The organism is Rhodococcus sp. NPDC076796 (genome assembly GCF_040702765.1).
Taxonomy (GTDB): domain Bacteria; phylum Actinomycetota; class Actinomycetes; order Mycobacteriales; family Mycobacteriaceae; genus Rhodococcoides.
The window spans coordinates 408761-434046 of the sequence record NZ_JBFBMS010000002.1 but is presented as its reverse complement, the minus strand read 5'-3'; the positions used below and the strand labels follow the sequence as shown (position 1 = coordinate 434046).

General features: G+C 64.9%; 25 protein-coding genes. 12 read left to right on the top strand and 13 right to left on the bottom strand.

Annotated features, from left to right (window positions below):
* Positions 1-18: 18 nt before the first annotated feature.
* Genes AB0366_RS07295 through AB0366_RS07285 form a run of 3 tightly spaced genes read right to left on the bottom strand, consistent with a single transcriptional unit; the run spans position 19 to position 3424 of the window.
* On the bottom strand, positions 19-894 hold the full coding sequence (locus tag AB0366_RS07295; RefSeq protein WP_366243278.1) for a metallophosphoesterase: 876 nt from the start codon (positions 892-894) through the stop codon (positions 19-21).
* The gene (locus AB0366_RS07290; RefSeq protein ID WP_366243277.1) at positions 891-2267 is read right to left on the bottom strand and encodes an ABC transporter substrate-binding protein; all 1377 of its coding nucleotides are present in this window, start codon (positions 2265-2267) and stop codon (positions 891-893) included. Before AB0366_RS07290 ends, AB0366_RS07295 begins: the two co-directional genes overlap by 4 nt.
* A 35-nt stretch (positions 2268-2302) precedes the next feature.
* Entirely contained in the window at positions 2303-3424 is a 1122-nt protein-coding gene (locus AB0366_RS07285; protein ID WP_366243276.1) for an ABC transporter ATP-binding protein, read from the bottom strand.
* 199 nt (positions 3425-3623) lie between these two features.
* Here AB0366_RS07285 and AB0366_RS07280 point away from each other — a divergent pair, with 199 nt between their 5' ends.
* Together AB0366_RS07280 and AB0366_RS07275 are read left to right on the top strand one after the other, a co-directional pair.
* Positions 3624-4946: a hypothetical protein gene (locus tag AB0366_RS07280; RefSeq protein ID WP_366243275.1), complete on the top strand. Its 1323-nt coding sequence runs from the start codon at positions 3624-3626 to the stop codon at positions 4944-4946.
* Positions 4943-6040 carry a hypothetical protein gene (locus AB0366_RS07275; RefSeq protein ID WP_366243274.1) on the top strand — a complete coding sequence of 366 codons (1098 nt, stop codon included), beginning with the start codon at positions 4943-4945 and terminating at the stop codon, positions 6038-6040. Before AB0366_RS07280 ends, AB0366_RS07275 begins: the two co-directional genes overlap by 4 nt.
* Before the next feature lie 33 nt (positions 6041-6073).
* On the opposite strand, the gene AB0366_RS07270 is transcribed toward AB0366_RS07275, so the two are convergent.
* Positions 6074-6385, bottom strand: coding sequence for a hypothetical protein (locus tag AB0366_RS07270; protein WP_366243273.1), 312 nt, complete (start codon positions 6383-6385; stop codon positions 6074-6076).
* A gap of 69 nt (positions 6386-6454) precedes the next feature.
* Positions 6455-6988: a CGNR zinc finger domain-containing protein gene (locus tag AB0366_RS07265; protein WP_366243272.1), complete on the bottom strand. Its 534-nt coding sequence runs from the start codon at positions 6986-6988 to the stop codon at positions 6455-6457.
* A gap of 39 nt (positions 6989-7027) precedes the next feature.
* Between AB0366_RS07265 and AB0366_RS07260 the strand changes: the two genes are divergently transcribed.
* Positions 7028-8029, top strand: coding sequence for a DMT family transporter (locus tag AB0366_RS07260; RefSeq protein WP_366243271.1), 1002 nt, complete (start codon positions 7028-7030; stop codon positions 8027-8029).
* 7 nt (positions 8030-8036) lie between these two features.
* On the opposite strand, the gene AB0366_RS07255 is transcribed toward AB0366_RS07260, so the two are convergent.
* Positions 8037-8681, bottom strand: a complete 645-nt coding sequence (locus AB0366_RS07255; protein ID WP_121872083.1) for a TetR/AcrR family transcriptional regulator — start codon at positions 8679-8681, stop codon at positions 8037-8039.
* A 73-nt stretch (positions 8682-8754) separates the two neighbouring features.
* Here AB0366_RS07255 and AB0366_RS07250 point away from each other — a divergent pair, with 73 nt between their 5' ends.
* Genes AB0366_RS07250 through AB0366_RS07240 form a run of 3 tightly spaced genes read left to right on the top strand, consistent with a single transcriptional unit; the run spans position 8755 to position 11835 of the window.
* Positions 8755-9621: an SDR family oxidoreductase gene (locus AB0366_RS07250; RefSeq protein ID WP_366243270.1), complete on the top strand. Its 867-nt coding sequence runs from the start codon at positions 8755-8757 to the stop codon at positions 9619-9621.
* 26 nt (positions 9622-9647) lie between these two features.
* Positions 9648-11138: an NAD(P)/FAD-dependent oxidoreductase gene (locus AB0366_RS07245; RefSeq protein ID WP_366243269.1), complete on the top strand. Its 1491-nt coding sequence runs from the start codon at positions 9648-9650 to the stop codon at positions 11136-11138.
* Between the two features lie 37 nt (positions 11139-11175).
* Complete coding sequence (locus AB0366_RS07240) at positions 11176-11835, top strand: NAD(P)-binding domain-containing protein (RefSeq protein ID WP_366243268.1); 660 nt, start codon at positions 11176-11178, stop codon at positions 11833-11835.
* Between the two features lie 31 nt (positions 11836-11866).
* Here AB0366_RS07240 and AB0366_RS07235 read toward each other — a convergent pair whose 3' ends face one another.
* From AB0366_RS07235 to AB0366_RS07225, 3 genes are all read right to left on the bottom strand, one after another.
* Positions 11867-12148, bottom strand: coding sequence for a protealysin inhibitor emfourin (locus AB0366_RS07235; RefSeq protein WP_121872087.1), 282 nt, complete (start codon positions 12146-12148; stop codon positions 11867-11869).
* A gap of 10 nt (positions 12149-12158) precedes the next feature.
* Complete coding sequence (locus AB0366_RS07230; protein ID WP_366243267.1) at positions 12159-13196, bottom strand: M4 family metallopeptidase; 1038 nt, start codon at positions 13194-13196, stop codon at positions 12159-12161.
* Between the two features lie 173 nt (positions 13197-13369).
* Complete coding sequence (locus tag AB0366_RS07225; RefSeq protein WP_366243266.1) at positions 13370-15043, bottom strand: phospholipase D-like domain-containing protein; 1674 nt, start codon at positions 15041-15043, stop codon at positions 13370-13372.
* Positions 15044-15097: 54 nt separating this feature from the next.
* Here AB0366_RS07225 and AB0366_RS07220 point away from each other — a divergent pair, with 54 nt between their 5' ends.
* Positions 15098-15946 (top strand): aldo/keto reductase, encoded by an 849-nt coding sequence (locus AB0366_RS07220; protein ID WP_121872936.1) that lies wholly within the window; start codon positions 15098-15100, stop codon positions 15944-15946.
* A gap of 67 nt (positions 15947-16013) precedes the next feature.
* Here the strand turns inward: AB0366_RS07220 and AB0366_RS07215 are convergent, their stop codons facing one another.
* Together AB0366_RS07215 and AB0366_RS07210 are read right to left on the bottom strand one after the other, a co-directional pair.
* Positions 16014-16655 (bottom strand): 3-oxoacid CoA-transferase subunit B, encoded by a 642-nt coding sequence (locus tag AB0366_RS07215; protein ID WP_366243265.1) that lies wholly within the window; start codon positions 16653-16655, stop codon positions 16014-16016.
* Positions 16652-17413 (bottom strand): CoA transferase subunit A, encoded by a 762-nt coding sequence (locus AB0366_RS07210; protein ID WP_366243264.1) that lies wholly within the window; start codon positions 17411-17413, stop codon positions 16652-16654. The genes AB0366_RS07215 and AB0366_RS07210 overlap by 4 nt, the downstream gene beginning before the upstream one ends.
* A gap of 143 nt (positions 17414-17556) precedes the next feature.
* Here AB0366_RS07210 and AB0366_RS07205 point away from each other — a divergent pair, with 143 nt between their 5' ends.
* Complete coding sequence (locus AB0366_RS07205) at positions 17557-18339, top strand: IclR family transcriptional regulator (protein ID WP_366243263.1); 783 nt, start codon at positions 17557-17559, stop codon at positions 18337-18339.
* On the opposite strand, the gene AB0366_RS07200 is transcribed toward AB0366_RS07205, so the two are convergent.
* The gene (locus tag AB0366_RS07200) at positions 18336-18608 is read right to left on the bottom strand and encodes a hypothetical protein (protein WP_366243262.1); all 273 of its coding nucleotides are present in this window, start codon (positions 18606-18608) and stop codon (positions 18336-18338) included. The genes AB0366_RS07205 and AB0366_RS07200 overlap by 4 nt on opposite strands.
* A gap of 143 nt (positions 18609-18751) precedes the next feature.
* On the opposite strand from AB0366_RS07200, the gene AB0366_RS07195 reads away from it, so the two are divergent.
* Positions 18752-21073, top strand: coding sequence for a DUF222 domain-containing protein (locus AB0366_RS07195; protein ID WP_366243261.1), 2322 nt, complete (start codon positions 18752-18754; stop codon positions 21071-21073).
* Between the two features lie 32 nt (positions 21074-21105).
* Here AB0366_RS07195 and AB0366_RS07190 read toward each other — a convergent pair whose 3' ends face one another.
* Positions 21106-22251, bottom strand: a complete 1146-nt coding sequence (locus tag AB0366_RS07190; RefSeq protein WP_366243260.1) for an NADH:flavin oxidoreductase — start codon at positions 22249-22251, stop codon at positions 21106-21108.
* Between the two features lie 65 nt (positions 22252-22316).
* On the opposite strand from AB0366_RS07190, the gene AB0366_RS07185 reads away from it, so the two are divergent.
* The 3 genes from AB0366_RS07185 (at position 22317) to AB0366_RS07175 (ending at position 25279) form a co-directional block, all read left to right on the top strand.
* Complete coding sequence (locus AB0366_RS07185) at positions 22317-23171, top strand: sulfurtransferase (protein ID WP_366243259.1); 855 nt, start codon at positions 22317-22319, stop codon at positions 23169-23171.
* Positions 23172-23242: 71 nt separating this feature from the next.
* Positions 23243-24064 carry an SDR family oxidoreductase gene (locus tag AB0366_RS07180; protein WP_366243258.1) on the top strand — a complete coding sequence of 274 codons (822 nt, stop codon included), beginning with the start codon at positions 23243-23245 and terminating at the stop codon, positions 24062-24064.
* Between the two features lie 9 nt (positions 24065-24073).
* Positions 24074-25279 carry an acyl-CoA dehydrogenase family protein gene (locus AB0366_RS07175; RefSeq protein ID WP_366243257.1) on the top strand — a complete coding sequence of 402 codons (1206 nt, stop codon included), beginning with the start codon at positions 24074-24076 and terminating at the stop codon, positions 25277-25279.
* Positions 25280-25286 lie beyond the last annotated feature (7 nt).

Here is a 25286-nt window from a genome sequence, read left to right as displayed (position 1 = left end):
CGGTGACGAACACTGTCGTCACCCGGCCCGGCGCGAGAGATCCGCCAGCTTGGTGAGTACCGACTGCTGAGACTCGTCGTAGACCGTCGCGGCGGGGCTCGCCTCGACAGCGGTTGCGGTGAAGCCGGATTCGAGTAGATCGATCCGAGTGAAACCGAACCCGGTGAGCCCGCGGTGCCGTCCCAGCGGGGGAGCAGTGTCGACCCGATATGACATTGCGGGCCCGATCCACACCGGGACTCCGCCGATGGCCCCCGCCCCGGTGTGGTGGGCATGGCCGCAGAGAACCATGCGCACATCCGAGCCCGCGATCGCGTCCGCAAGCTCGTCGGGGTTCTGCAACCTCAGATAGTCCACCGTCGTCACCGGCGACGAGATCGGCGGGTGGTGCAGCACCAGAATCGTCCCGCGCAGGGATGGTGTCGCCAATCGATCTGCGAGCCAGCGCAATTGGTGCGGCTCGATCCGGCCGTCGTGCCGGCCGGGGGTGGAGCTGTCGAGGACGACGATGCGGACGCCGTCGACGACGTGCACCGCGTCCAACGTGCGATCGGAATCCGTTGCCGCACCGTCGGCTAGCAGTTCGCGAGCGAACCCGGCCCGTTCGTCGTGATTGCCCATCGCGTAAATCGTGGCAGCGCCCAACGATTCGGCAACGGGTTCGACGGCGTCGCGCAGCCGACGGTATGCAGCTGGGTCACCGTCGTCCGCCAGATCTCCGGAGAAAACCAACGCGTCGACGCGTTGACCAGAGGCCACGAGCAGCTCGAGAACGGATGTCAGATTCGCGAAGGTATCGACCCTGCCGTGTACCAGCTCGCCCTCGGCGCGCAAATGCGTGTCGGTGAGCTGCACCAACGTGAAGCCCCCGGTGCCCGGCCGTTCCTCCGTCATGACGCGGGGAGAAGGGTCGTCGCCTGCTCCCGGGCGGCAGTCAATGTCGCAGCCGGGTCCGCCCCCTGGTAGACGATCGATTCGACGGCGTCCATCATGCCGTCCCGGATCTGCAGATAATCGCTGCCGGGCATCGAGATCCACGGCTCCATCGATTCCAGCTGCGTCAGGTTGGGGCCGATCAACGGGCTGGACTCGGCCCAGTCCTTCAATCCGTCGGCATCGTCGACGAGGCCGGTGCGCAAGGGCAGGTAGCCGATTCCCTTCGAGATCGCGGTGTAGGACTCCTCACTGGTCAGAAACTCGATCAGCTCCCACGACGCACGTTGCTTCGCGGGGTCGGAGGCGAAGGTGAACAGCGATGCCCCGGAGTTGGTCGGCACGACGGGCTTGGAGCCGAACGATGGCATCGTGGTCGCGCGCAGGTCCCACTTGCCCTGTGCGCCTTTGATGAACGTGCCCTGAATCGCACTGGTTTCCAGGATCATCCCCATGTCGCCGCGAGCGAAGGCCTCGTACCCCTGTTGTTGGCTGAGCTTCGGGGTGGCTCCGGCGTCGACGAGGTTGCGTGCCATGGTGGTCGCCTCGACGGCGGGTTCACCGTCGAACTCGAGCGTCGACCGGTCCTGTGACAGCACCCGGCCGCCGTTGGATCGAACGAGGCTCTGGAAGCACCAGTCCTTTGCCGACTTGGTGAGGCAGTCCAGGTACACCCCGCCCTTGCCGGTCTTCGACGCGATGGCCGACGCTGCGGACGCGACCTCGTCCCAGGTGGTGGGCGGATCGGCTGGATCGAGGCCGGCTTGCTCGAACAATGTTGCGTTGTAATAGAAGACAGGTGTCGAGAAGACGAATGGCACTCCGTAGGTCTCGCCGTCCCAGTCGGCGAGGACTCGCGCGGTAGCAGCGTACGGGTGACGTGCTCCGTCGAAGTTGCGTTGCACCTCGTCCTCGCCGACCAGATCGTCGAGCGACTTCGCCCCCAATTGATTGATGGTGAAGTCGAGGTCGCTGAAGCCGAGCTGCGCCACGTCGGGAGCGGCCCCGGCGACCATCTGGCTCTGGATGCTCGACACCGTGTCGGTGGCTGGATTGGGGCTGTTGCCCTGAGGCTTCTGTGCCGTGACGGTGATGTTCGGGTGCTGATTCTCGAACTCGGCGATCAGGGCGTCGAAGGTATCCGTCCACGCACCCGCCAGTCCGTAGTTGTAGCTCTCGAAGACGATGGATACCGGTTGATCCGGCGCGAGCTCGGGAATCGGTGCCGATCCTGCGGCCGAGGTGGATGCAGTGGTACTGCCAAGTCCTCCGCATGCGGTCAACAGCAGAGCGCTCACGACGAGCGCCCCCGATCCGGTCATGGTGCGTTTCACTGTCGGTTCTCCATTCGATAGCAGGGGATGGTCGGTCAGGCGACGTACAGGGGTGTGCCGGTGCGCACGGGTGCGTCTTCGGGCCTCCACGTCAGGCGTCGACCGCTGTCGCGGTCGAACAGATGCACGTCCGCAGGATTTATGCGGACCGTGATCGGAGCTCCCGCGCGGGCGGTGGAGGGGCGAGGTGCTCTGATGCACAACGGGTTCGAGCCGACCCGAATGTGAACCAGCTCCTCACTCCCGAGGTTCTCCACCGTGGTAACGACGGCGTCCACGTGGGCGCGCGAGTCTGCGATGTGCATCTTCTCGGGCCGAATTCCGACCACGATCGGGTGTTCGGCGTGCGAGCAGGCTTCGATCCCGAGGGGAATGTTCACTCCGGGAGCGACAGCGTGGAGTTCGCCCTGATGCTCGGCGACGGTCGCGTCGAACAGGTTCATCGGTGGGGCACCGAGGAAACCGGCGACGAACGTCGATCGTGGGGTGTCGTAGAGCTCGGCAGGGGTGCCGACCTGCTCGATCCGGCCGTTGTCCATCAGAGCGATTCGGGTCGCCATGGTCATGGCCTCGACCTGATCGTGTGTGACGTAGAGGAAGGTGGTGCCGATCCGCTCGTGTAGTTCGATCAGCTCGGTACGCGTGGCACTGCGGAGCTTGGCATCGAGATTCGACAGAGGCTCGTCCATCAGGAATGCGCCCGGGTCTCGAACCATGGCTCGCGCCAGTGCAACTCGTTGTCTTTGTCCGCCGGAGAGCTCGGCCGGTCGGCGGTCGAGCAACTCGCTCAGGTCGAGGGTCGAGGCGACCGCTGCCACCGAGTTCGCGATGACCGTTCGGGAGAACTTGCGCGATCGAAGCGGAAAGCCGATGTTCTTGGCAACGCTCAGGTGCGGATAGAGCGCATAGCTCTGGAATACCATCGCAAGATCGCGGTTGCGCGGTGGAGCGGCGGTGATGTCGTTGCCGTCGAGCAGGATTCGGCCGCCGGACGGCTGGATCAGTCCGGCCACCAGTCGCAGCAGGGTCGACTTTCCGCAGCCACTCGGTCCGAGGAGAACCAGGAACTCGCCGTCTGCGATATCGAGATCGACGTCCTCGATTGCGTGTGTGTTGCCGTACTTCTTGGACACGGACTCGAGCTGTATGCGGCCCACCGCAACCCCTCACCTGGTGCTGTCGAATCGATGGCCATATGCCAACACCCGGTGATGTATCGAAGATGAACGGAGTGAGGTCGTTGCGGTCGGTGGGACCCACAGCAGCTGCGATGAGCTGGACCGATAGCTTCTCGCACTCGACCGATCGGCGCCGCAAGAACGTGAGAACCTTCCGATGGGTCTGTATTGTTTCCTCGTGCCCGAAGGTAGAAGACACGACGTCATCATCGACATATCCGTGATAGTCACGGTGGTGGCCCTCGGCGTCGTCGCGGCGGGGCTGCTTCGATCGCCGGAGTCCGCTGTGGCCGAGGGTGATTCCGCTGTCGTGTCCGAGCCGATCGAATACCCGGTGGACATCCCGGGCTGCCCGAAGGTCGAGCCGCCCCCGTCCGACGAAGGTGATCTGGTCATGTCGTCGTCGATCGTGGATGGCACCCCGTCGTACGACGATCCCGCCTTTCCATGGCTCACTTCGGGCAAGGCGGGTGCAATGTCCGGCGCCGTTCTCGCCGCTCTACCGGCCGATGTCACCGTCGTGTTGGCTGCTCCTTCCCAATCCGTGACCTTTCAGCCGGTCGATGACTTCGGCGATGCAGCACCGGACGGCTTCGAGCCCAGCACCAGCGCACGGGGAGAGCTGGCTAGGGCCGACTCGTCCGCCTACGCGAGTATCGACGTCCGGCCGTCCGACACCGGTGTCCCCGCCTGCGTCGCAGGCGCTCTCGATGCGCGAGTCGCCGATTCCGACGGCACCGTCATCGATACCAATGACAGTTGGTACGAGTGGGGTGGCAATCGAACGTACTTCCGGACGGCCACCGCCTATCACCCCGACGGGACGCAGGTGATCGCCAATCTCACCGGCGAGTCGGCCGAATTCCCCCTGGAGGCAGCCGAACTGGCCACCGTCGCGGCGCTGCCGGATCTGCGACTCACGGTTCCGGCTCCGGCTGGCGCCTCTGCGCCACGACAGGATTGCTACGTCTCTTCGGGCGAGACCGGCACTGTGGCCGACATTCGGCCCGGGTCCGTCGAGGCGGCCGACGACGCGTTGACGACGACGTGGGAGTCGCTGCCCGACGCACCGCCGTTGAACCGACCGATCGGGTCTCTTGTTCCCGGTTCGTACGGTTCGGGAGTGTGCACCGATCTCGAGGTCGTCGGCACTGATACTGCACTGTCGATTTCCGTGTCCGGGGGATCGGCACTTCCGGTGGCGTTGGACCCCTACGATCCCGAGTCCGCATACGGACCTGTCATCGAGTTCCGAACGCTGCCCGACGGTTCGGTGGTCGAGAGCTACGACGTCGATATCGCGAACAGTCTCGTGTCCGAGGACGGAACCACTGAGCTCACTCGGTCGGTCACCGTGACCCGCCCGTCCGGCGTGCAGGTGTCGGTGCGGTCGTCGGTGGCTCTCGACCGGACCCAGTCCGCACCGCTGGTGTTACCGGACCCACTGCCCTTCGACATCCTCGACGCCGTGGCACAGGCCCCGATTGTGCAGTGGCCATGATCAATTCGAGATGGAGCCCGAACATCCGTGCCGGAGTTGCGGTGGCTGTCGCCGCCGTATCCGTCGTCGCTGCAGTCGTCGTGGTGTCGAAGCAGGACGTGTCCGCCGAACAGCCGTCGGACAGCCAGGCGATGACACCGACGTTCTCGGAGGAGACGATCACCACGCAGGTGCCGTCCGGGCCCGTCCTCGACCCGAGCTGGCAAATCGACGCAGAAACGGTGTACGGACGTCGGTTCGCCGAGTTTCGTTCTCCTGCAGCAGACCTCTTGTTCGACTCGGGTATCACCGGCGCGGTCGATGCCGGTGATGTTCTCGTCACTGCCATCGGCCTACCGAATCCGCGTTCGTACTCGGTGGATGCGATCGAGTTCGTGGCCGTCGATGCCGAGGACGGCGATGTCCGCTGGAAGAAGTCACCCGGCAGTGTCGATCAGTGCGCGAGCGAGCCGGTTCGCGACGACATCGTCTGTCTCGATTCGTATTCCGACGCCCCGTCGATCGTGAGGATCGGCGTGGACGACGGGGAGGCGCGGAGAACGCCGCTCCCCGAAGCCTGGTTCCCGTACGCGATCGAGAGCGACGGGGAGTCCGTTTTCCTGCTCGAGGGCAACCCGGAGGACGGCGAATCTGTACTGTACGGCGGTTCTGTGGATGCTCTCGACGACATGTGGTCGCGTCCGATCACCTCCTCCGCGGGGTGGGAAGGCGTCGGCAGCGAGCTGATTCACGTGTCCGACGGGCGCGGTCTCGTCACCCTCGGTGGCGAGGCGACATTCTTCGATCCCCGCACCGGCACCGCGGTCGAGGGGCTCGAATTGGCCTCCGATTCAACCGTCGTCGACGAGAGCGGTTCGGACGTGTGGGCGCTGCGCGATCCGTACGCGTCCGAAACTTTCGTCGGCGACACCGTCTACTCGTTCGATGAGAACGCACTCGTGGCCACCGCGAATTCGCGTGACGTGCGATGGCGGTGGCCACTTCGCGAGAGGTCCGACGGCTTCACGGAATCGGGTTCGATAATCGAGACCCGGTCGGGTGTGTTCTTCCTCGGAACCGGTTCGATGGTGCGTCTCGAATCGGTTCCATCATGACGCCGTGATCGACCGAAACGGCGTCACATGGAACTACTCGCGGTGCGGAGTTCTCTCACCCGTGTTGGGGTCGACGTCGAACAGTTGGTCGGTGTTGTCGGGGGCGTAGACGACGGTGTTCGATTCGAGGGCGCGTCGCCTCGCACCGTCTCGAACGGCGAAGAATCCGCCTGCGAACAGCACGATCACGGCGATTCCGGCGATGATCGCCCAACCTTCGAAACCGCCCGCCAATGCGGCGATCAGACCGCCTGCGGCGGCGATCCCGGCGAAGATCAGTACGACGGCCAGCATGTTCTCGACTGCTCTGGCCCAGCTTGTCTTGGTAGGCCTGTTCTCGACCATAGGGGCAATTCCTTTCCATCAGCTCGGACGGCGGATACCCGAAAGCCCGTCGTCTAAGCCCCCGTAGTGCTATTGGGCCTTACGTGCCCGATACGCGGCGACGGCCGCGCGGTTACCGCAGGTGGTGCTGCAGAACCGACGCGACCGGTTGCGCGAGAGGTCGAGGACGAGCCCGTTGCAGTCCGGATCGGCGCAGACGTCGAAGCGCGAGAGCTCGTCCGCTCGGATGACGTCGATCATGGACATCGCGGTCTCGACGACGATGCGGGTCGCTAGTGGACTGTCGTCGGCGACGGCATGGATGTGCCAGTCGAGATCTCCGTGCCGAACCAGTCGGGGTAGGGCCGAGGACTCGGCGAGCAGACGATTCACCTCGACCACGGCGTCGTCACGGCTGCTGGTGAGCAGCGCGCGCAGGGTCGGCCGCAGTGCCCTCACCGCCTCGAGCTCGGTGTCGTCGCCGTCGAAGCGGCCGGAATAACCCTGTTCGGTGAAGAACTCGGCGAGCTGCTCTCGCGTGGTCAACGTGTCCGGCTCCTCGGCGGAATTGACCAGAGCCACGGCCGCCAGCAGTGACAGTTCCGCGTCATGAGCAAAAAGCATGTTGACACCTTACCAAGTCACTCCCTACTGTCACATGTCATGACGGCTTACACTCATGACGCGAACGTGGATCTCGCGGCTACCCGCGATGCTGCCGCACGGTCGCGTCGACTCTCGGGACTCGGTTTCGCGCTGCTCTCCGCGGCGTCCTTCGGGCTTTCCGGCTCACTCGCCAAGGGATTGCTCGACGCCGGCTGGACGGCCGGGGCCGCGGTCACCGCGCGGATTCTGCTCGCCGCAGCCGTCCTGCTGATTCCGTCCCTCCTCGCGTTGCGCGGGCGGTGGAGCTTGCTGGCGAAGAACTGGAAGCTGCTCCTCGCGTACGGAGCCTTCGCGGTGGCCGGGTGCCAGCTCGCCTTCTTCAACGCCGTCGGACGGATGGAGGTGGGGGTGGCGCTGCTGATCGAGTTCACCTCGCCCGTGGCCGTCATCGGCTGGATGTGGTTCCGGCACCAGCAGCGTCCGGGCCGCCTGACCGTGGTGGGCGCACTGCTGGCCGCGATGGGTCTCGTGCTCGTGCTCGACCTGATCTCCGGTGCCGACGTCGACAGCGTCGGCGTGCTGTGGGCGCTGGGCTCGATGGCCGGTGCCGCTGTCTACTGGGTGCTGTCGGCAGACGAGAGCAACGGACTCCCGCCGATCGTGCTCGCCGGGGCAGGCCTGCTCACCGGTGGGCTCATCCTGCTGGTCGCCGGACTCATCGGCATAGTCCCGTTCGCCGCCCCGCTCACCGACGTCACCTTCGTCGACGCGGTTGTGCCATGGTGGGTTCCGATCATCGGCCTCGGCGTCGTGACCGCCGCGCTGGCCTATGTCCTCGGGATCGCCGCGGGCCGACGCCTCGGGTCGCGGTTGGCGTCGTTCATGGGATTGATGGAAGTCGTTGCCGCACTTGTATTCGCGTGGCTGCTGCTCGGGCAGGCTCCGGCACCGATCCAATTGGCCGGTGGCGCACTGGTTCTGCTCGGCGTGGTCGTCGTCAAGTCCGGCGAGCGGGCCACGGCGGAGGAGCCGGTGGAGCCGCTGCAGAGCAGGGCTTGAAAACTCACTAGCCGTCGACGCGTCCGAACACCACCGCGGCCAGGATGGTGTGTGCGCTGGCGATCACCGAATCCAGCGGCTCACGTTCTGGGGAGAGCAGCCATTGTTGGGCGATGGTGAGGACCGCGCCCACCAGGCCCATGGCCAATGTTCGACGGTTGGGCCCGGCCAGGCCACGGCTGGACCCGACGGTCTCGGCCACCTGGAGCACCGTCGTGGAGAACGAGTTGGTGGTCTTGCGGTACAGCGCGTCGACGGTAGGGGACACGCCGAGGATTTCCACGAAGGCAATTCGAGCCGATTTCGGCTGCTCGGCGACGAACGTGAAGAAGCCTGTGAGGGCCCCTCTGAGCACCTGTTCGCTGGAATCCGTTTCTGCAGCTGCGCCGACGAGGATGCTCTCGCGCATCGCGTCGGTGGCGCGAGCGTAGGTCGCCATCAGCAGGTCCTCGCTGTTGGTGAACGACTCGTAGAAGTAGCGCTTGGTCAGGCCTGCCTCGCTGCACACCTTCTCCACGGTTGCCGTCCGGTAGCCGGTGGTGCCGAAGACTTCGACGGCCGCGTCGAGCAGGCGGATTCGACGCTCCTGCTGCCGCTGCTGCGGGTCGGCACCTCGGTAGGTGCGGCCGACTTCACTGTGATGCGTGGTCACACACAGATCTTGACACCGCTCGGTATCAGATGCAAAGTGTTCGCAGACAAGCATTCCGATCGAGGGGGAGCACATGGCGGCGTCGACGCTACGCAACAAGGTCGTTCTGATCACCGGGGCAGCGCGGGGAATCGGTGCCGCCACCGCGCGGACGCTGGCAGGCAAAGGCGCCCGGCTGGTACTCGTCGACGTCGACGAGGCCCCGTTGCGAGAGCTGGCGACGCAGCTGAAGGCCGAGGCGTTCGTGGCAGACGTACGGAATCTGGACGACATGCAGCGCGCCGTCGACGGCGGAATCGAGGCGTACGGCGGCATCGATCTGGTGCTCGCCAACGCCGGAATCGCCAGCTACGGATCGATCATGCAGGTCGATCCCGCCACGTTCCAACGGGTCATGGACATCAACGTGATGGGCGTGTTCAACACCGTCCGCGCCGCCTTGCCGTCGCTGATCGAACGCAACGGCTACATCCTCGTCGTCTCCTCGCTCGCTGCGTTCACTCCGTGCCCCGGCCTGGCTGCATACAACGCCAGTAAGGCTGCAGCAGAACACTTCGCGAATGCCCTCCGGCTCGAGGTCAACTATCGAGGCGTCGACGTCGGTTCCGCGCACATGGCATGGATCGACACACCGATGGTGCAGGACGCCAAATCCGATCTCACCGCATTCCAGGATCTGCTCGCGGTGTTGCCCGGCCCGCTCGGCAAGACCATGACCGTCGAGCAGTGCGTCGACGCGTTCGTCGACGGCCTGGCCAAGCGCAAGCGTCGCGTCTACGTGCCCCGATGGGTGGGCGCAGCGTCGTGGTTCAAGGCCGTCATCACCTCGCGGGTCGGTGATCGCAGCATGCTCGAGCACGTGCCGACGATCCTGCCGAAGATGGACGAAGAAGTAGCCCGCCTCGGCAGGTCCGAGAGCGCTCGCAACAAGACCAGCTGACCCAAGACATCGAAGGAATCGTTGACATGACTGCAGTACTGTCCTCTCCCGAGGTCGACGTCCTCATCATCGGTGCCGGCCTGTCCGGGATCGGGGCCGCGCGCCACCTCGGGCACGATCTGCCCGGCAAGACCTACGCCATTCTCGAGAGCCGCGGCGCGATCGGCGGGACGTGGGATCTGTTTCGCTACCCCGGGATTCGCTCCGACTCCGACATGTACACCCTCGGATACAGCTTCAAGCCGTGGATGGGTGAGAAATCCATCGCCGACGGCACCGACATCCGCAACTACATCGTCGAAACCGCGCGAGAAGCAGGCGTCGACAAGCACATTCGGTTCCATCACAAGGTCGTCGCTCTCGAATGGTCGTCCGAGCAGCAGTTCTGGACAGTGACGGCGCACCGCAGCGATACAGACGAGACGGTTACCATCACCGCGTCTTTCGTGTTCTCCTGCAGCGGTTACTACAACTACGACAAGGGGTTCACCCCCGAGTTCGCCGGTCGCGAGAACTTCGGCGGCCAGGTGATCCACCCGCAGCACTGGCCAGAGGATCTGGACTACTCCGGCAAGAAGGTAGTGGTGATCGGTAGCGGTGCAACGGCAATCACGTTGGCCCCCAACCTGGCTCGCGACGCCGAGCACGTGACGCTGCTACAGCGCTCGCCCAGCTACGTTCTCTCGCTTCCGTCGCAGGACCCGATTGCGCAGACCCTGCGCAGGCGCCTGCCGAAGAAGTTGGCGTACAGCGTCACTCGGCTCAAGAACGTGTCCATGGCGATGCTGATCTACACCCTGAGCCAGAAGTACCCGGAGTTCATGAAGAAGCGGATCCGGACGATGCAGGAGGGGTGGCTGCCCAAGGGTTACGACCTCGACACCCACTTCACCCCGTCCTACAACCCGTGGGATCAGCGTCTGTGCCTGGTGCCCGACAACGATCTGTTTCGTTCGATTCGAAAAGACGAAGTCTCGATCGTCACCGATCACATCGACACGTTCACCGAGACCGGCTTGAAACTGAAGTCCGGTCAGCACCTCGACGCCGATATCGTCGTCACGGCAACGGGGTTGAACCTCTCCGCGCTCGGCGGCGCGACGTTCCGTGTCGACGGCGAGGACGTGGAACTGCCCAGCACCATGGCCTACAAGGGCATGATGCTCACCGGTATCCCCAACTTCGCCTTCGTCGTCGGATACACCAACGCCTCGTGGACACTCAAAGCCGACATGGTCTCGAACTACGTGATGCGACTGCTCGCGCACATGGACGAGAAGGGATACAGCACCGTCGAGCTCGAGCGCGACCCATCGATCGACGAAGAACCGTTCCTCGACTTCGCAGCGGGCTACGTGCTGCGAGCGGTGGACAACTTCCCGCGGCAGGGCAGCGAGACCCCGTGGAAACTGCGGATGAACTACTTCCGCGACCTGCCGGTGCTGCGCTACGGCAAGGTCGTGGACAAGGCCATGAAGTTCGGCCGTCCCCGGTCGAAGGTCTCCGTCGGATCCTGACGGGAATTGTTTCGGGTCGGGTGTGTTGGTTCTCGATATGAAAATTGGAATCATCGGTAGTGGATTCATCGGCGGCACCCTCGTTCGTCGGTGGGCAGCGCTCGGTCACGAGGTTCGATTCTCGAATTCACGTGACCCGGAGACCTTGGCGGATCTGGCTGCGGAAACCGGGGCGACGGCTGTGTGGGCTGCCGACGCCGCACAGGACGCTGACCTGGTGCTGCTGAGCATCCCGCAGAAGAACGTTCCCGACCTTGCCCCGGGAATCGTCAGCGCCCGCAAGCCGGGAGCCCCGATCATCGAGACCAACAACTACTACCCGCAGCAGCGCGACGGGTTGATCGAGGACATCGAGGGTGGGACGCCCGAAAGTGTGTGGGTGTCCCAGCAACTCGGTGAGCCGGTCATCAAGGCGTTCAACGGAATTTGGTACAAGCACCTGCTCGAGAAGGGCGTGCCTGCCGGAACCAGAGGTCGAATCGCGCTTCCGATCGCCGGGGACGACGACGATTCCAAGAAGTTCGTGTTCTCGGTGATCGACGAGCTCGGATTCGACCCCGTCGACGGCGGAACCCTCGCCCAGTCGTGGCGTCAGCAGCCGGGAACGCCCTCGTACGGCAAGGACTTCGGAGTCGACGCCCTCGTCGAGGCACTGGGTCAGGCAACGGACGAACGCAATGCGGAGTGGAAGGCCTGAGCTCGATTCTTCCTGCTACCTGACGCGGCAGCTACTTGACGCGACCTTCGCGGAGTGTGCGCTCCGCGAGGTCGCGTAGCGGCCCGGTCAGGTTCGAGTCGCCCACCCGGCACGAGTGCTCGCCCACCGACACGCTCCAGACGAAGGTGTCGCGGGCGTTCGACTCGGCCGCGTCGGCGGCTTGCTGATCGGCAATGTAGGGCTGCGCTGCCTCGACCAACGACTGCCATTCCGGCTCGTCGGTCTCGACGACTCCGCGTTTGGACATCCCGGCGATACCACCGGTTCGCAGTACCTCGATGCGCAGGCTCATCTGCCTTGGATCACACCCGATCGTCGCTCGGCTCCCGTGTTGACTGAACTCCCACGGTAGACCAACCCTGGGCCACGGCCCTGGCAACGTCGGAACCGGACCCGAATCGCTTGTTCGCAGCGGCGAGCGTCGCGGCCGAGAACCCGGCGAAATCGACTGTCGGGGACAGTCCGCCGACGGTCATCGTGTCGAACCAGACCTGCCCGACGCGATCCCAGGCCGGGCCACCGAGCGTGGTGGCCGCCACGGCGAACGCGCGATTCGGGATACCCGAATTGATGTGCACCCCGCCGTCGTCCTCGGTGGTGACGACGAAATCGTCCATGCTGGCCGGCTGCGGATCCTTACCGAGAACGTCGTCGTCGTAGGCGGTGCCGGGTTCGATCAGCGAGCGCAACGCCTTGCCCTGCACCGCGGGCAGGAACAGGCCTTCGCCGATCAGCCACGACGCGTCCTCGGCGTTCTGCCCGGCCGTGTACTGCTCGACAAGTGCGCCGAACACGTCGGAGATCGACTCGTTCAGCGCGCCGGCCTGGTCCTTGTACTCGAGCGGGGTGGTGTACTGCGTGAACCCGTGCGCGAGTTCGTGTGCGATGACGCCGAGCGAGACAGTGAATCGAGCGAACACCTCGCCGTCACCGTCGCCGAACACCATGCGCGTGCCGTCCCAGAACGCGTTGTCGTAGTCCTGGCCGTAGTGCACCGTCGCGTCGAGGGGCAGGCCGCTACCGTCGAGACTCGAGTACCCGTACACCTTCTCGAAGAACGCATAGGTGGCACCGAGGCCGTCGTATGCCTCGTCTATCGCGGCGTCGCCGGTGGGATCCTCGCCCTCGGCCCGCACCTGCTGGCCGGGTAGATCGCGAGTGGACTTGGCATCGGAGATCGTGCGCTCGAGCGTGCCGCCGGTGCGCGGAGCGATGGCGGTGCGAGCCTGCACCACCTCGCGTCCGGCGCGCATTTCACGATCGGCGAGCAGCGTGGCGCGAGCACCAGGACCCTGCAACCGCTCGAGTAGAAACGGTGGAACTACGGAATGGAACGTCATGCGGACCCCCTACGAGTTGGCGTGACCCCAGTGTGCACGAGACCACCGACACGTCCGCGAGCTCGAATGGCGGTTCGCCCGTGTTCGCCCCCAGCCTGCCCCTGCCGAAGGGATGAGTGGCCCATTCAGTCGATCTGAGTGACTCGGACCGACATCGATCCCGACGGAGCACATCAGAAACGACGACGCAGGCGCATTCCGATCGGGCGGCCGTCGGGGTCGACGAACAAGCGGTATGCGAATGCTGCCAGTCGCTGCTGCCACACGGGTGGCACGGAGATCTCGTGTCGGCGAAGCCTGCCGGCAGGGCGCGGGCCCGAGGACGGGTTGCGGTGCCACTCGTCGAGCGCGGTTGCGCTCGCCGAGATGGCGTCGAAGAACTGCTGCGGATCCACCAGATCGGCGTCGTCACCGTCGGCGCGGCCGAGGTGCTCGCGAATCAGCTCCAGGCGCAGGTTGCGGGCGTGGGTGCGGGCACCGTCGCCCAGGCCTGCCGGGTCGAGAGGTTCGCGGGTGTCCCGTTCTTCGTCGACGATCGCCGCAGTCAGCTCCGAATCATGGGTCCAGGAGCGGCGATTGAAGTTGTCCGAACCCACCGCTGCCCAGACGTCGTCCATGATGCAGACCTTCGAGTGCACGTACACCGGTATCCCGCGGTCGTTCTCGATATCGAGAACCAGCACACGATCACCACCGGCAGCGCGGATCACCTCGAGCGCGGCCGAGTGTCCCAGCAGCGCAGACGGAATGGTGAGTGGGCTGTCGTCGTCGAGGTGCTTGGGAACCACCACCACCAACCGCAGGTTCGGCTTACGGCGCAGTGCCGCAGCGAACACCCGCGCCACGTCGACCGACCACAGGTACTGGTCTTCGATGTAGATCAACTCGGTAGCTCGGTGCAGAGCCTTGGCGTATGCACGTGCCGCGCTGCGCTCGCCCTTGGTGGCAAACGGGTAGGCGGGTCGCCGACGCGGGTAGGTGCGCAGCAGCTGCACCGAGCAGGTGCCCTGCGGATCCGGCGGCGCAGCCGCAGTCGGTAGCTCGGACGGTTCCCGAGTCACCCCGCGCAGCATGTCGGGTACGGCGTGCCAGGGGAGGCGGGACAACGCTGCGGGATCCTCCCAGCGCTCTCGAAAGACATCCTCGACGTCCCGCACGGCGGGTCCCTCGAGCTGGACCTGAACGTCGTGCCAGGCCGGGATCTCGCCGTACTCGGGAGGGAAGGGGCGTGAGACCGGATCGCCGAAATGATCGGCGTCGTCGCGTCGGGCACGGGCCAGATCTATGCCACCGACGAAGGCGACGTCGGGCAGATCTTTCCTGCCGTACCGCACGACGACGAACTTCTGGTGGTGGCTTCCGGTTACCAGCACGCGCTGGTCGAGGATCACCTCGCCGCCGGCCTCCTCGAGCCGTAGGGCGAGCTTGCGATTCTTCGGGCCCGTGAAGCCGAACGTCTCCATGTGCGAGCGCCACACCATGCCCTTCACGACGCCACCGCGGTGCGCCACGCCGGTGAGCGCATCCTCGACGGTCACGCCGTCGTCGGTGAGCAGCTGTTCCGGGTCGCCGCGCCAATCGGTGAAGAGCACCAGATCGTCGCGCTCGGTCCGCTCGAGTGCCTGCGCAAGCGCCGCAAAATACGTCTTGCCGTGCACGAGATTCTCGACGCGGTTGCCCTCGGTCCAGGCTGTGATTCGAGTGTCGTCGTTGCCGCGCTCGGTCGCGGTGAGGAACCACGGGTGCGCAGGATCGAAGTGCCGAGTCGGGGCGGTCAGAGCTGCGGTGGACCGGCCGAGATTCTCGGCAACCCCATCGACGACGCGCCGGATGCGCTGCACTATCACGTTGGCATCATTCCATCCGGTTTGAAGCGGGGGGAGGTCGGGCACCCGAGCGATATGACTCAGGTACCCAACGTCACGCTCAGAAACGGCAAGCAGATCCCGCAGCTCGGCTTCGGCGTGTTCCAGATCGATCCCGAGAAGACGGCCCAGGCCGTCGAAACGGCCCTCGAGATCGGCTACCGCCACATCGACACCGCCGAGATGTACGGAAACGAGAAGCAGGTCGGCGAAGGTATCCGCAACTCCGGCATCGACCGCGAATCGGTCTTCGTCACCAGCAAGCTCAACAACGGCTTCCACAAGCCCGACGATGCGCGGACGGCATTCGACAAGACGCTCAGCGACCTCGGCACCGACTACGTGGACCTCTTTCTGATCCACTGGCCGCTCCCGACCCGCTACGACGGCGACTTCGTCTCCACCTGGAAGACGCTGGAGGAGTTCGTCGCCGACGGCCGAGCTCACAATATCGGCGTATCCAACTTCCAGCCCGCCCACCTGGACCGGTTGGCGGAGGAGACCGAGACGGTCCCCGCGGTGAACCAGATCGAGGTGCACCCGTACTTCGTCAACAACGACGTGTGGGCCTACGGCCGTGAACACGCCATCCCCACCGAGGCGTGGTCACCGATCGCCCAGGGCAACGTTCTCGACGACGCGGAACTGAAGCGAATCGCCGACGCCACAGGCAAATCCGTCGCACAGGTGGTGCTGCGCTGGCACATTCAGCGCGGCAACATCATCTTCCCGAAGTCGGTGACGCCGGAGCGCGTCAAGGCCAACTTCGAGATCTTCGACTTCGAGCTCAGTTCTGCCGATGTCGACGCCATCACAGCCCTGGACAAGGGCGAGCAGGGCCGTAACGGCCCGAACCCGGATACCTTCGACATGATTCCGGACTAGTACGTCTGACTGTGGGCTCGAACGTGTTCGCCACGTTCGAGCCCACAGTTTTGTCAGGTGATCTGTTTCACGTGATCGTGAGCGCCGATCCCGTTGCGGCGGTGACTTCTTCGGAGGTCACTCCGGGTGCGAGCTCGGCGAGTGCGAGTGTTCCGTCGCCGACGACGTCGATGACGGCGAGGTTCGTGATGATGCGATTCACGACGCCTTGGCCGGTCAACGGCAGGGTGCAGGCGTCCAGGATCTTCGGGTTCCCGTCGCGGTCGGTGTGTTCCATGACGACGATGACGCGCCGGGCGCCGTGCACGAGGTCCATCGCACCGCCCATGCCCTTGACCATCTTGCCGGGCACCATCCAGTTGGCCAGGTCGCCGGTGCGCGAGACCTGCATGCCGCCCAGCACGGCGGTGTCGATGTGGCCGCCGCGGATCATGCCGAAGCTCAGCGACGAATCGAAGTACGCCGCACCGGGATTGACGGTGACCGTCTCCTTGCCCGCGTTGATCAGATTTGCGTCGACCTCGTCCTCGGTGGGGTACGGCCCGGTGCCGAGGATGCCGTTCTCCGAGTGCAGGGTGACCTTGACCGCGTCGGTGAGGTACCCGGGGATCAACGTCGGCAGTCCGATGCCGAGATTGACATATTCCCCGTCGACCATTTCCGCTGCGGCGCGCTCGGCCATCTGGTCGCGTGTCCATCCTGCGCTCATGCTCGAACTCCTGAACTGACGGTGCGCTTTTCGATGCGCCTGTCCTGTGGCCCGGTATGCACGACACGTTGGACGAACACGCCGGGAAGATGTACGTGGGCCGGATCGATCTCGCCCGGCTCCACCAGATTCTCGACCTGCGCGATGGTGATCCTGCCCGCCATCGCGGCGAGGGGATTGAAGTTCATCGCAGTCTTGTCGAACACGAGATTTCCTGCTGTGTCACCGATCTCGGCGTGCACCAGTGCGAAGTCGGCGTTGATCGACTCCTCGAGAACGTAGCGCTTGTCACCGAACACCCGAGTCTCCTTGGGTGGCGACGCGATCGAGACGGAACCGTCGGCGTCGTAGCGCCACGGCATTCCGCCGTCGGCGATGGGGCTGCCGACTCCTGCCGGCGTGAAGAACGCGGGAATTCCGGTGCCTCCGGCGCGAAGTCGTTCCGCCAGAGTTCCCTGCGGGGTCAGTTCCACCTCGAGCTCACCGGCCAAATACTGCCGGGCGAACTCCTTGTTCTCGCCGACGTAGGACGCAGTGACACGGCGAATTCGTCCGGCGGCCAGCAGGATTCCGAGCCCGTAGCCGTCGACGCCGCAGTTGTTGGAGAATACTTCGAGCTCGTCGGCGTCGGTGTTCGCGATGGCCTCGATGAGGGCGTCGGGGATGCCGCACAATCCGAAGCCGCCGACCGCGAGGGTCGCTCCTCGGCCGATGTCCGCGACCGCCTCGGCGGCGGACGCGTAGGTCTTTCCAGTCACTGGTAGCTCCTGATGTGTTCGTTGAGCAAACGTTGTAGTCAGTGAACCTGAGCTGTGTATACAGGTGAAGTGAATGCTGGCTTTTGCTCGTTCGATGAACAGATGCGGAGTTGGCGTCCGCTGAGTGGACGTACGATGGCCGGGTGACCTCGGCGGATGCCAACGCAAGTGTGATCGGCAAGATCTGTTCGTTGCTGCGCGCAGCGGGTAGCGAGGAGCCGTCGGGTGCCTCGACCACCGCGCTCGCTCGGGCGACCGGTATCGCGAGACCGACCGCACATCGCCTCCTGGCGTCTATGGCCGACCAAGGATTCGTCGACCGCGACTCCGCCACCGGCCACTGGTCATTGGGCCCGGAGATCTATCTGCTCGGATCGATGGCGGCATTGCGGTACGACATCACCGACCAGGCTCGAAAGATAGTGCAGGCGTTGGCTACCGAGAGCGGAGAAAGCGCGTTCCTGTCGGCCCGGCGAGGGGCGGAGACCGTGTGCCTGCTTCGAGTGGAAGGGAGCTTTCCCTTGCGCTCGCACGTGTTGTACGAGGGCATTCGGCTACCGCTCGGGGTGGCGTCCGCAGGTCTGGCCATTCTGGCGCACCTCCCCGATCGGGAGGTGGACGGGTACCTGAGCGGAGTCGATCTCGTGCCCGAGTGGGGAGACAGTCACTCCGACAACGAGATTCGACGCCGCATCGCACACACCCGCACCACCGGATTTGCCGTCAACCCGGCGTTGCTGGTGGAAGGCAGCTGGGGCCTCGGTGCTGCGGTGTTCGACCGCGCCGGAGGTCCTGCGTGGGCACTGAGCCTGACGGGTGTCGAGACGCGATTCCGTGATGATCGACGCCGGGAGTTGGGCAAGCTGCTGCTCGACGCGGCGCACCGACTCACCGTGCAATTGGGGGAGCGTCCCAGCCCCGGCTAGCTGTCCATCTCTTCGAGAACGTCCGCCGCATCCTGACTGCCCGCCGTGGCCAACCTCTGCAACTCGGCGCGGTCGCCACGTTCACCGGCCAACTCGACGAGGATGTCGACGGCATCGCTGCTGCCTACATCGGCGAGTGAACGTAGTTCGTCGAGGTCGTTTCGAGAGCCTGCAAGTTCGACCAGTTGGTCGATGGCGTCCTGATCACCCTCGTATGCCCGAGCTCGCAACTCGGCCATCTCCGACGCCGCGGAATCGGGCTCGCTCATGGAGTGGAGTGTAGAACGATTGGGCGGATAGTGGCAGGTCCGCTGCCTAATAGTCAGCTCGAACGTTCTTGTCGGTGGGTCGAGTTACTGTTCTTTCAGTTCGAACGCACGTTCTGAAATGTTGCTCACCGGGGGGTGAAAAGATGGGTGCACTGCCAGCTGTGTCACTGGAGGCGTTGACCGCGGCCGCGCGTGAGGAGAATCGGCAGGCGGCCCGCAAGATCTCCGCCTGCTACGACGTCCATCGGAGCTGGATCACCCTCGACACCAAGCACAAGCACTACAGCCGATACGGCCGCACCGAAATGGCAGTCGCGTTGGGATGCTCGGCGACGGTCGCCGAATCGTACGTCTCCGTCGCAGTCGCTCTGCACACCCGACTGCCACTGCTCAAGGTCGCGTTCGAGACCGGCGAGGTCGACCTCCCACGAGTACGCACCGTATGCCGGATCCTCGACAACCTCTCCGACAACATCGTTACCCGCGTCGAAGCCGAGGTCGTCGAAGCGGCGCGGCGGTCGTCACCGGGTCCGCTCGAGAAGGAGATCTGGGACATCCTGGTGCGCGTCGCACCCGAGGAAGCAGCGGCACTGCGGGAGTTCGCGAAGAAGTTCCGCACCGTCACCTACAGCCCTGCCGGGGAACTCGCCCGCATCCGGGCGGAGTTGACCGCACCCGAAGCCGCCGCCGCATGGCAGCTGCTAGAGGAGATGGCCGACACCCTCTGCCCGAAAGACCCCCGCGGCAAGAAAGAGCGTCTGTGCGATGCGTTCATGGCCCGCATGCACGGCGAACCCCGATTGACATGCCTGTGCCAACGGGAGGATTGTCCCAAGGCGGGTGCGGTGTTGCCGGATCGGCGAGTGCCGTTGACGATGATCACCGTCGACATCGCCACCCTCATCGGACTGCTCGCCAACCCCGCCTACCTCGCCGGGCACGGATCCATCGACCCGGACCTCGCGCGGGAATTGGCCCGCAACAGCCACTGGCAGATCCTGCTCACCGAGGCGATCACCCTCGCCGAATCCCTCGGCCTCGCCGTGCAGAACCCGGAGACGGGGGATTGGGAACGAACACCGAAAGACCAAGCCCAGGAATCGGACTCAGAGTCGGATCTGGCAACCACGAGAACGGACACGGACACGGACTCAGGGACGAGCGCTGCTTCGGGAACACGCGCTACCGAGACTCACAGCCGCACCGACAGCAACCCGGAACCCGAGACCGAGGCCGAGACCGACTCCTGCTCGACCACGGGAGCTTCCGTCGACGTCGACACCGATGCGGCTACTGCCCCGAATATGGAACCGGCGAACGAATCCGCCACCGCAGCATCGCCCGCCCCCGCGCCCTCTCCGACCAGCGCGACGGCAACGACCACGCCCACCTCGCCCTCGCCCTCGCCCTCGCCGACCACCGTGACAGCAACGGCGACGGCATCGGCACCGCCGACGGCTGCAGAATCCGCAGCTTCGGCCCGAGGTCCGGTCGGCACATCAGATTCACCGCACGACCCGACCGGCGAACCACCTCGAACACCGGACCCAGCACCTGCGCCGACGCCGATGCCGCCCATCACTGCACCCGATCGAAGCGAGTCGTGCACTGCTTCAGATCGACCTGAGCAAACCAGGACAGCCCTGCCGATATCTGGGCCACCGCCGGCAACGAACACCGCGGCGACCTGTCCAGGCGCAGACACATCCCCACCCGCACCTGATCGCAGCGACAACCAACGACGGACGCAGTCACTGACGTCCGCCGCAGCCCTGTTCTGCACTCACACCCCTGTCGGCAGGGGCACACGGCACAGCTCTGCCCTCGATCTGGACGCCATCAGACATCCCGCCCACAACATGAGGGCACTGGACCTACGCTCGACACTCCGGCCGGACCACCGCACCGGCTGCACAGCCAGTGGCATCTACCTCGGCACTGCATCCCTTGCTGCCGCACTCGAAGCCGCCATCGCCGCCGACCCCACCCTCGGAAAATCCGTCGCCCGCGACCCACTCACCGACCGCGCCCTGATCTACCGCCCCGACACCCTCACCACCGCAGCGGTCCGACTCCGCGACAAACACTGCCGATTCCCTGGTTGCCACCGCCCCGCCGCACGCTGCCAACTCGACCACATCAACCCGTTCGACCACACCAACCCCCTCGGCGGCGGCTGGACCACCGTCAACAACCTGCAATGCCTCTGCGAATACCACCACTCCGTCAAAACCGCCGGCTACTGGAAAGCTGTCATGCTCCCCGGCGGAGCCATCCTGTGGACATCGACATCGAAGACCACCCGAATCACGCTGCCCGCCAACGGCACAGCCGTCCCCATCCTCGGCAACGACCTCAGACCACACATCCCCACCAAACCGAAACGATCCGGCATCATCGCCTACCCCCACCCACCCGACAATCAACCGCCCGAGACAGAGGAAACGGCAGCACCGCCGTTCTAGGCGATGCTGCCGTGGATCCCGTACCCGCTATGTTAGACCAGGTGCTGAATGTGGTCGCGGGTGAATTCGATGCGCTCGTCCACGCGGCCGTCTCCGACCTTGTTCACCCACTCGGGGTCGGACAGCAGCGCACGCCCGACGGCCACCAGATCGAATTCGTTGTCCTCGAACTGGCCGACCAATGCATCGAGTCCGGTGACACCGGATGCGGCATCCTCCGACCATGCCGAGGTGAACACCGAGTCCAGACCGACCGATCCAACGGTGATCGTCGGGACGCCGGTGATCTTGCGGGTCCACCCGGCCAAGCCCAGCTTTCCGTCGTTGCCGTCCAGCTCCGGGAACGCGGGATCCCAGTGGCGACGGGTCGAGGCGTGCAGGATGTCCACCCCGGCGTCGACCAGAGGAGTCAGGACTCGTCCGAGTTCCTCCGGATTCTGCGCGATCCGCGCGTCGAAGTGGTTGCTCTTCCACTGCGAGAAGCGGTACACGATGGCGAAGTCTTCGCCCACCGCTGCACGGATCGCGGCAACGACCTGCGCGGGGAAGCGCGTCCGGGCTTCGAGGGAACCGCCGAACTCGTCGTCGCGCACATTGGTGGTGGCCCAGAGGAATTCGTCGAGCAGATACCCGTGCGCGCCGTGCAGCTCTAGGCCGTCGAAGCCGGTGTTCTTCGCGTTGACCGCGGCCTGCACCCACTGCGAGGTGAGGTCGTCGAGATCGGTGTCGGTGAATGCCCGACCCACCGAAGAACCGTCGAGTGCAATGCCCGACGGGCTCACGGTGGTGACGTCCGGGAAGAGGCGAGGCTCGGTGCCGCGCTCGACGCCGAGGTGCCACAGCTGCGGGATGATCGCGCTGCCCTCGGCGTGCACGGCGTCGACGACACCCTTCCAACCCTCGAGGCTGGCGTCACCGTAGATCCGCGGGACGCGGGTGTGGGGGCCGGCGGCGGGATCGGGAATGTAGGTGCCCTCGGTGATGATGAGGCTCGTGCCACCGGCTGCGCGCTTGCGGTAGTACTCGGCCACATCCGGGCCGGGGATGCCGTCGGGAGAGAAGGCGCGCGTCATCGGGGCCATGGCGAAGCGATTGCGCAGCTTCAGCGACTTGACCTCGAACGGCTCGAAGAGCCCGGCGGTGGACAGATGCTGTGTCGTGGATGCAGTTTCGGTCACGCCTGCGCACAACCTGACCGAACACCGAGCTATTCCCGGTGCCAGGCTGTTAGCGTCGGAGCCCTATGAGCCCTTCGCCGCTGATTTCTGCCGCGCAATTGCACGACCTCTTCGAGATGGGACGCGGCCCGGTCGTCCTCGACATTCGATTCGTGCTGCAGACCGGCAGCGACAGAGCCGGATACGAGGCCGGTCACATCCCGAACGCGCAATTCGTGGACCTCGACGCGGAGCTGGCGGCTCCGCCGGATCATGGGAGTGGAGCCAGCAGGAACGACCCGAATCATCGCGGCCGCCACCCGTTGCCCGACGCCGAGACGTTCGTCGCAGCGATGCGCGGTGCCGGGGTCAGTGACGATTCCTCCGTGGTGGTCTACGACGCGGGACCCGCAACTGCCGCGGCGCGCGCGTGGTGGTTGCTGCGCTACTTCGGGCACCGCGACGTGCGTGTCCTCGACGGTGGCCTCGCCCAGTGGGTCGCGGCCGGATTCCCGATAGGTACCGAACCGTCGATCGTCGCGGCCGGATCGTTCACTGCGAGGCCATCCCTGGCGTCGATTCTCGAGGTCGACGATGTGCTCGAGTTCGCGCAGAACAACATCCTGCTCGATGCCCGGGCACCCGAGCGATTCCGCGGAGAAGTGGAACCGGTGGATCCCGTGGCTGGTCACATCCCCGGCGCGGTCAATCGACCGACGACCGAGAACGTCGATGCGGATGGGCGGTTCCTGGCGCCGGAGGTACTCAATGGCACGTTCAGTGGACTTGTGCCGGAGGGGAAGGACGTCGCCGTCTACTGCGGATCCGGGGTGACTGCGGCACATCAGATTCTCGCGCTCGAATTGGCGGGCATCGATGCTGCCTTGTATCCGGGCTCATGGTCGGGATGGATCACCGATCCGACGCGTCCGCGGGCCTAGAGTGCACCTCTGATCAGCGTGTTCATGCAACCAGGGTTGAACTTGAATCCGACTTCAACTATACCTGGGGCATGAAGGTAGAAGGCAAAGTCGCCATCGTCACCGGAGGTGGTGGCGGAATCGGTGGGGCCATCGCCGCTCGACTCTCCGAGCACGGCGCACGCGTCGTCGTCTCCGACCTCGACGAAACCACGGCCCGATCCGTCGCCGACGCCATCGAACACGACCGGCCGGGAACAGCCGTCGCCGCTGCGGCTGACGCGTCGAACATCGAGGACATCCAACGGCTGATCGCGGTGGCCGAGGACTCGTTCGGACCGGTCGACCTCTACTTCGCGAATGCAGGCATCAGCGGCGCACCCGGACTCGACGCCGCCGAGCAGGACTGGGACCTCTCGTTCGATGTCAACGTGCGCGCACATATTCGCGCAGCGCAACTGTTGGTGCCGGGTTGGCTCGAGCGCGGTGAGGGCTACTTCGTCAGCACCGCCTCGGCGGCCGGCTTGCTCACCCAGATCGGCTCGGCCACATACGCGACGACCAAGCACGCGGCCGTCGGATTCGCCGAATGGATGAACGTCACCTACGGCAACCGCGGGATTCGCGTCAGCTGCCTGTGCCCGATGGGTGTCAACACCAAACTGCTCTACGAGGGGCGTGAATCCGGAGATGCGTTGGGAGCGGCGGCAACTGCCGCGGTTCTCAGTGCCGGAGCCGTACTCGAGCCGCTCGATGTCGCCGATGTGGTGCTCGACGCAATGGACCGCGAGCAGTTTCTCATCCTGCCGCACGAGAACGTACTGGACATGTACCGCAACAAGGGTGCCGATTACGACCGGTGGTTGCGCGGCATGCGTCGCTACCAGGACAGCTTGCTCGACAACAACCGATAGGGGCCCACCGTGGCATTTTTCGAGACCTCCGACCGTGCGAAGAAATTCGAGTCGGATCTGTTGGAGTTCATGGACTCTCACATCTACCCGGCCGAGGCGGTGTACGAGCAGCAGATGCTCGAGTCGGGTGACCCGCACTTTCAGCCGCAGATCATCGAGGACCTGAAGAAGGAAGCGCGCTCGCGTGGACTGTGGAATCTGTTCCACCCGCATCCCGAGTGGGGCCCCGGTCTGACCAACCTCGAATACGCACCGCTGGCAGAAATCATGGGACGCAGCCTGCTCGCCCCCGAGGCATGCAACTGCAACGCACCGGACACCGGCAACATGGAGGTCTTCACGCTCTTCGGCACCGACGAGCACAAAGAGAAGTACCTGAAGCCGTTGCTGGACGGCACCATTCGTTCTGCCTTTGCGATGACCGAACCCGACGTGGCCAGTTCCGACGCCACGAACATCGCGATGAAGATGGACCGTGACGGTGACGACTTCATTCTCAACGGGCGCAAGTGGTGGACGTCCAATGCGATGCACAAGAACTGCAAGGTTCTCATCGTGATGGGCAAGACCGATCCCGAGGCGGCCACCCACCGTCAACAGTCGATGCTGGTGGTGCCCATCGACGCACCCGGTGTCACCGTCCTGCGCAACCTGCCGGTATTCGGCTACATCGACCGCGAAGGACACGCCGAGGTGCTCTTCGAGGACGTGCGGGTGCCGGCGAAGGACGTGCTGAAGGGGCCGGGTGAAGGATTCGCCATCAGCCAGGCCCGCTTGGGGCCGGGCCGTATCCACCACGCCATGCGCACCATCGGAGTGGCCGAGCGGGCGCTCGAATTACTTTGTCGCCGTGCGGTATCGCGAGTGACGTTCGGCAAGCCGGTGGCGATGCGCTCGAACATCCAGGACTGGATCGCCGAGGCGCGCATCGAGATCGAGAAGACGCGACTGCTCACGTTCAAAGCCGCGTACCTGATGGACACCGTCGGAAACAAGGAAGCGCGCACCGAGATCGCAGCAATCAAGGTGGCGGCACCGGAGATGGCTCTGAAGATCATCGACCGCGCCATCCAGGTCCACGGCGGAGGCGGAGTGTCCAACGACTTCCCGCTGGCCATGATGTACGCCCACATTCGCACCCTGCGACTCGCAGACGGTCCCGACGAGGTGCACAAGATGTCGATCGCGAAAATGGAACTGAAGAAGTACCTCTGAACGTACG

Bases quoted from the DNA above. Each gene is read 5' to 3' on its own strand.
- AB0366_RS07295 (WP_366243278.1), bottom strand. From the start codon at position 894: ATGACGGAGGAACGGCCGGGCACCGGGGGCTTCACGTTGGTGCAGCTC.
- AB0366_RS07275 (WP_366243274.1), top strand. From the start codon at position 4,943: ATGATCAATTCGAGATGGAGCCCGAACATCCGTGCCGGAGTTGCGGTG.
- AB0366_RS07270 (WP_366243273.1), bottom strand. From the start codon at position 6,385: ATGGTCGAGAACAGGCCTACCAAGACAAGCTGGGCCAGAGCAGTCGAG.
- AB0366_RS07265 (WP_366243272.1), bottom strand. From the start codon at position 6,988: ATGCTTTTTGCTCATGACGCGGAACTGTCACTGCTGGCGGCCGTGGCT.
- AB0366_RS07260 (WP_366243271.1), top strand. From the start codon at position 7,028: ATGACGGCTTACACTCATGACGCGAACGTGGATCTCGCGGCTACCCGC.
- AB0366_RS07250 (WP_366243270.1), top strand. From the start codon at position 8,755: ATGGCGGCGTCGACGCTACGCAACAAGGTCGTTCTGATCACCGGGGCA.
- AB0366_RS07245 (WP_366243269.1), top strand. From the start codon at position 9,648: ATGACTGCAGTACTGTCCTCTCCCGAGGTCGACGTCCTCATCATCGGT.
- AB0366_RS07240 (WP_366243268.1), top strand. From the start codon at position 11,176: ATGAAAATTGGAATCATCGGTAGTGGATTCATCGGCGGCACCCTCGTT.
- AB0366_RS07235 (WP_121872087.1), bottom strand. From the start codon at position 12,148: ATGAGCCTGCGCATCGAGGTACTGCGAACCGGTGGTATCGCCGGGATG.
- AB0366_RS07230 (WP_366243267.1), bottom strand. From the start codon at position 13,196: ATGACGTTCCATTCCGTAGTTCCACCGTTTCTACTCGAGCGGTTGCAG.
- AB0366_RS07220 (WP_121872936.1), top strand. From the start codon at position 15,098: ATGACTCAGGTACCCAACGTCACGCTCAGAAACGGCAAGCAGATCCCG.
- AB0366_RS07215 (WP_366243265.1), bottom strand. From the start codon at position 16,655: ATGAGCGCAGGATGGACACGCGACCAGATGGCCGAGCGCGCCGCAGCG.
- AB0366_RS07200 (WP_366243262.1), bottom strand. From the start codon at position 18,608: ATGAGCGAGCCCGATTCCGCGGCGTCGGAGATGGCCGAGTTGCGAGCT.
- AB0366_RS07195 (WP_366243261.1), top strand. From the start codon at position 18,752: ATGGGTGCACTGCCAGCTGTGTCACTGGAGGCGTTGACCGCGGCCGCG.
- AB0366_RS07185 (WP_366243259.1), top strand. From the start codon at position 22,317: ATGAGCCCTTCGCCGCTGATTTCTGCCGCGCAATTGCACGACCTCTTC.
- AB0366_RS07180 (WP_366243258.1), top strand. From the start codon at position 23,243: ATGAAGGTAGAAGGCAAAGTCGCCATCGTCACCGGAGGTGGTGGCGGA.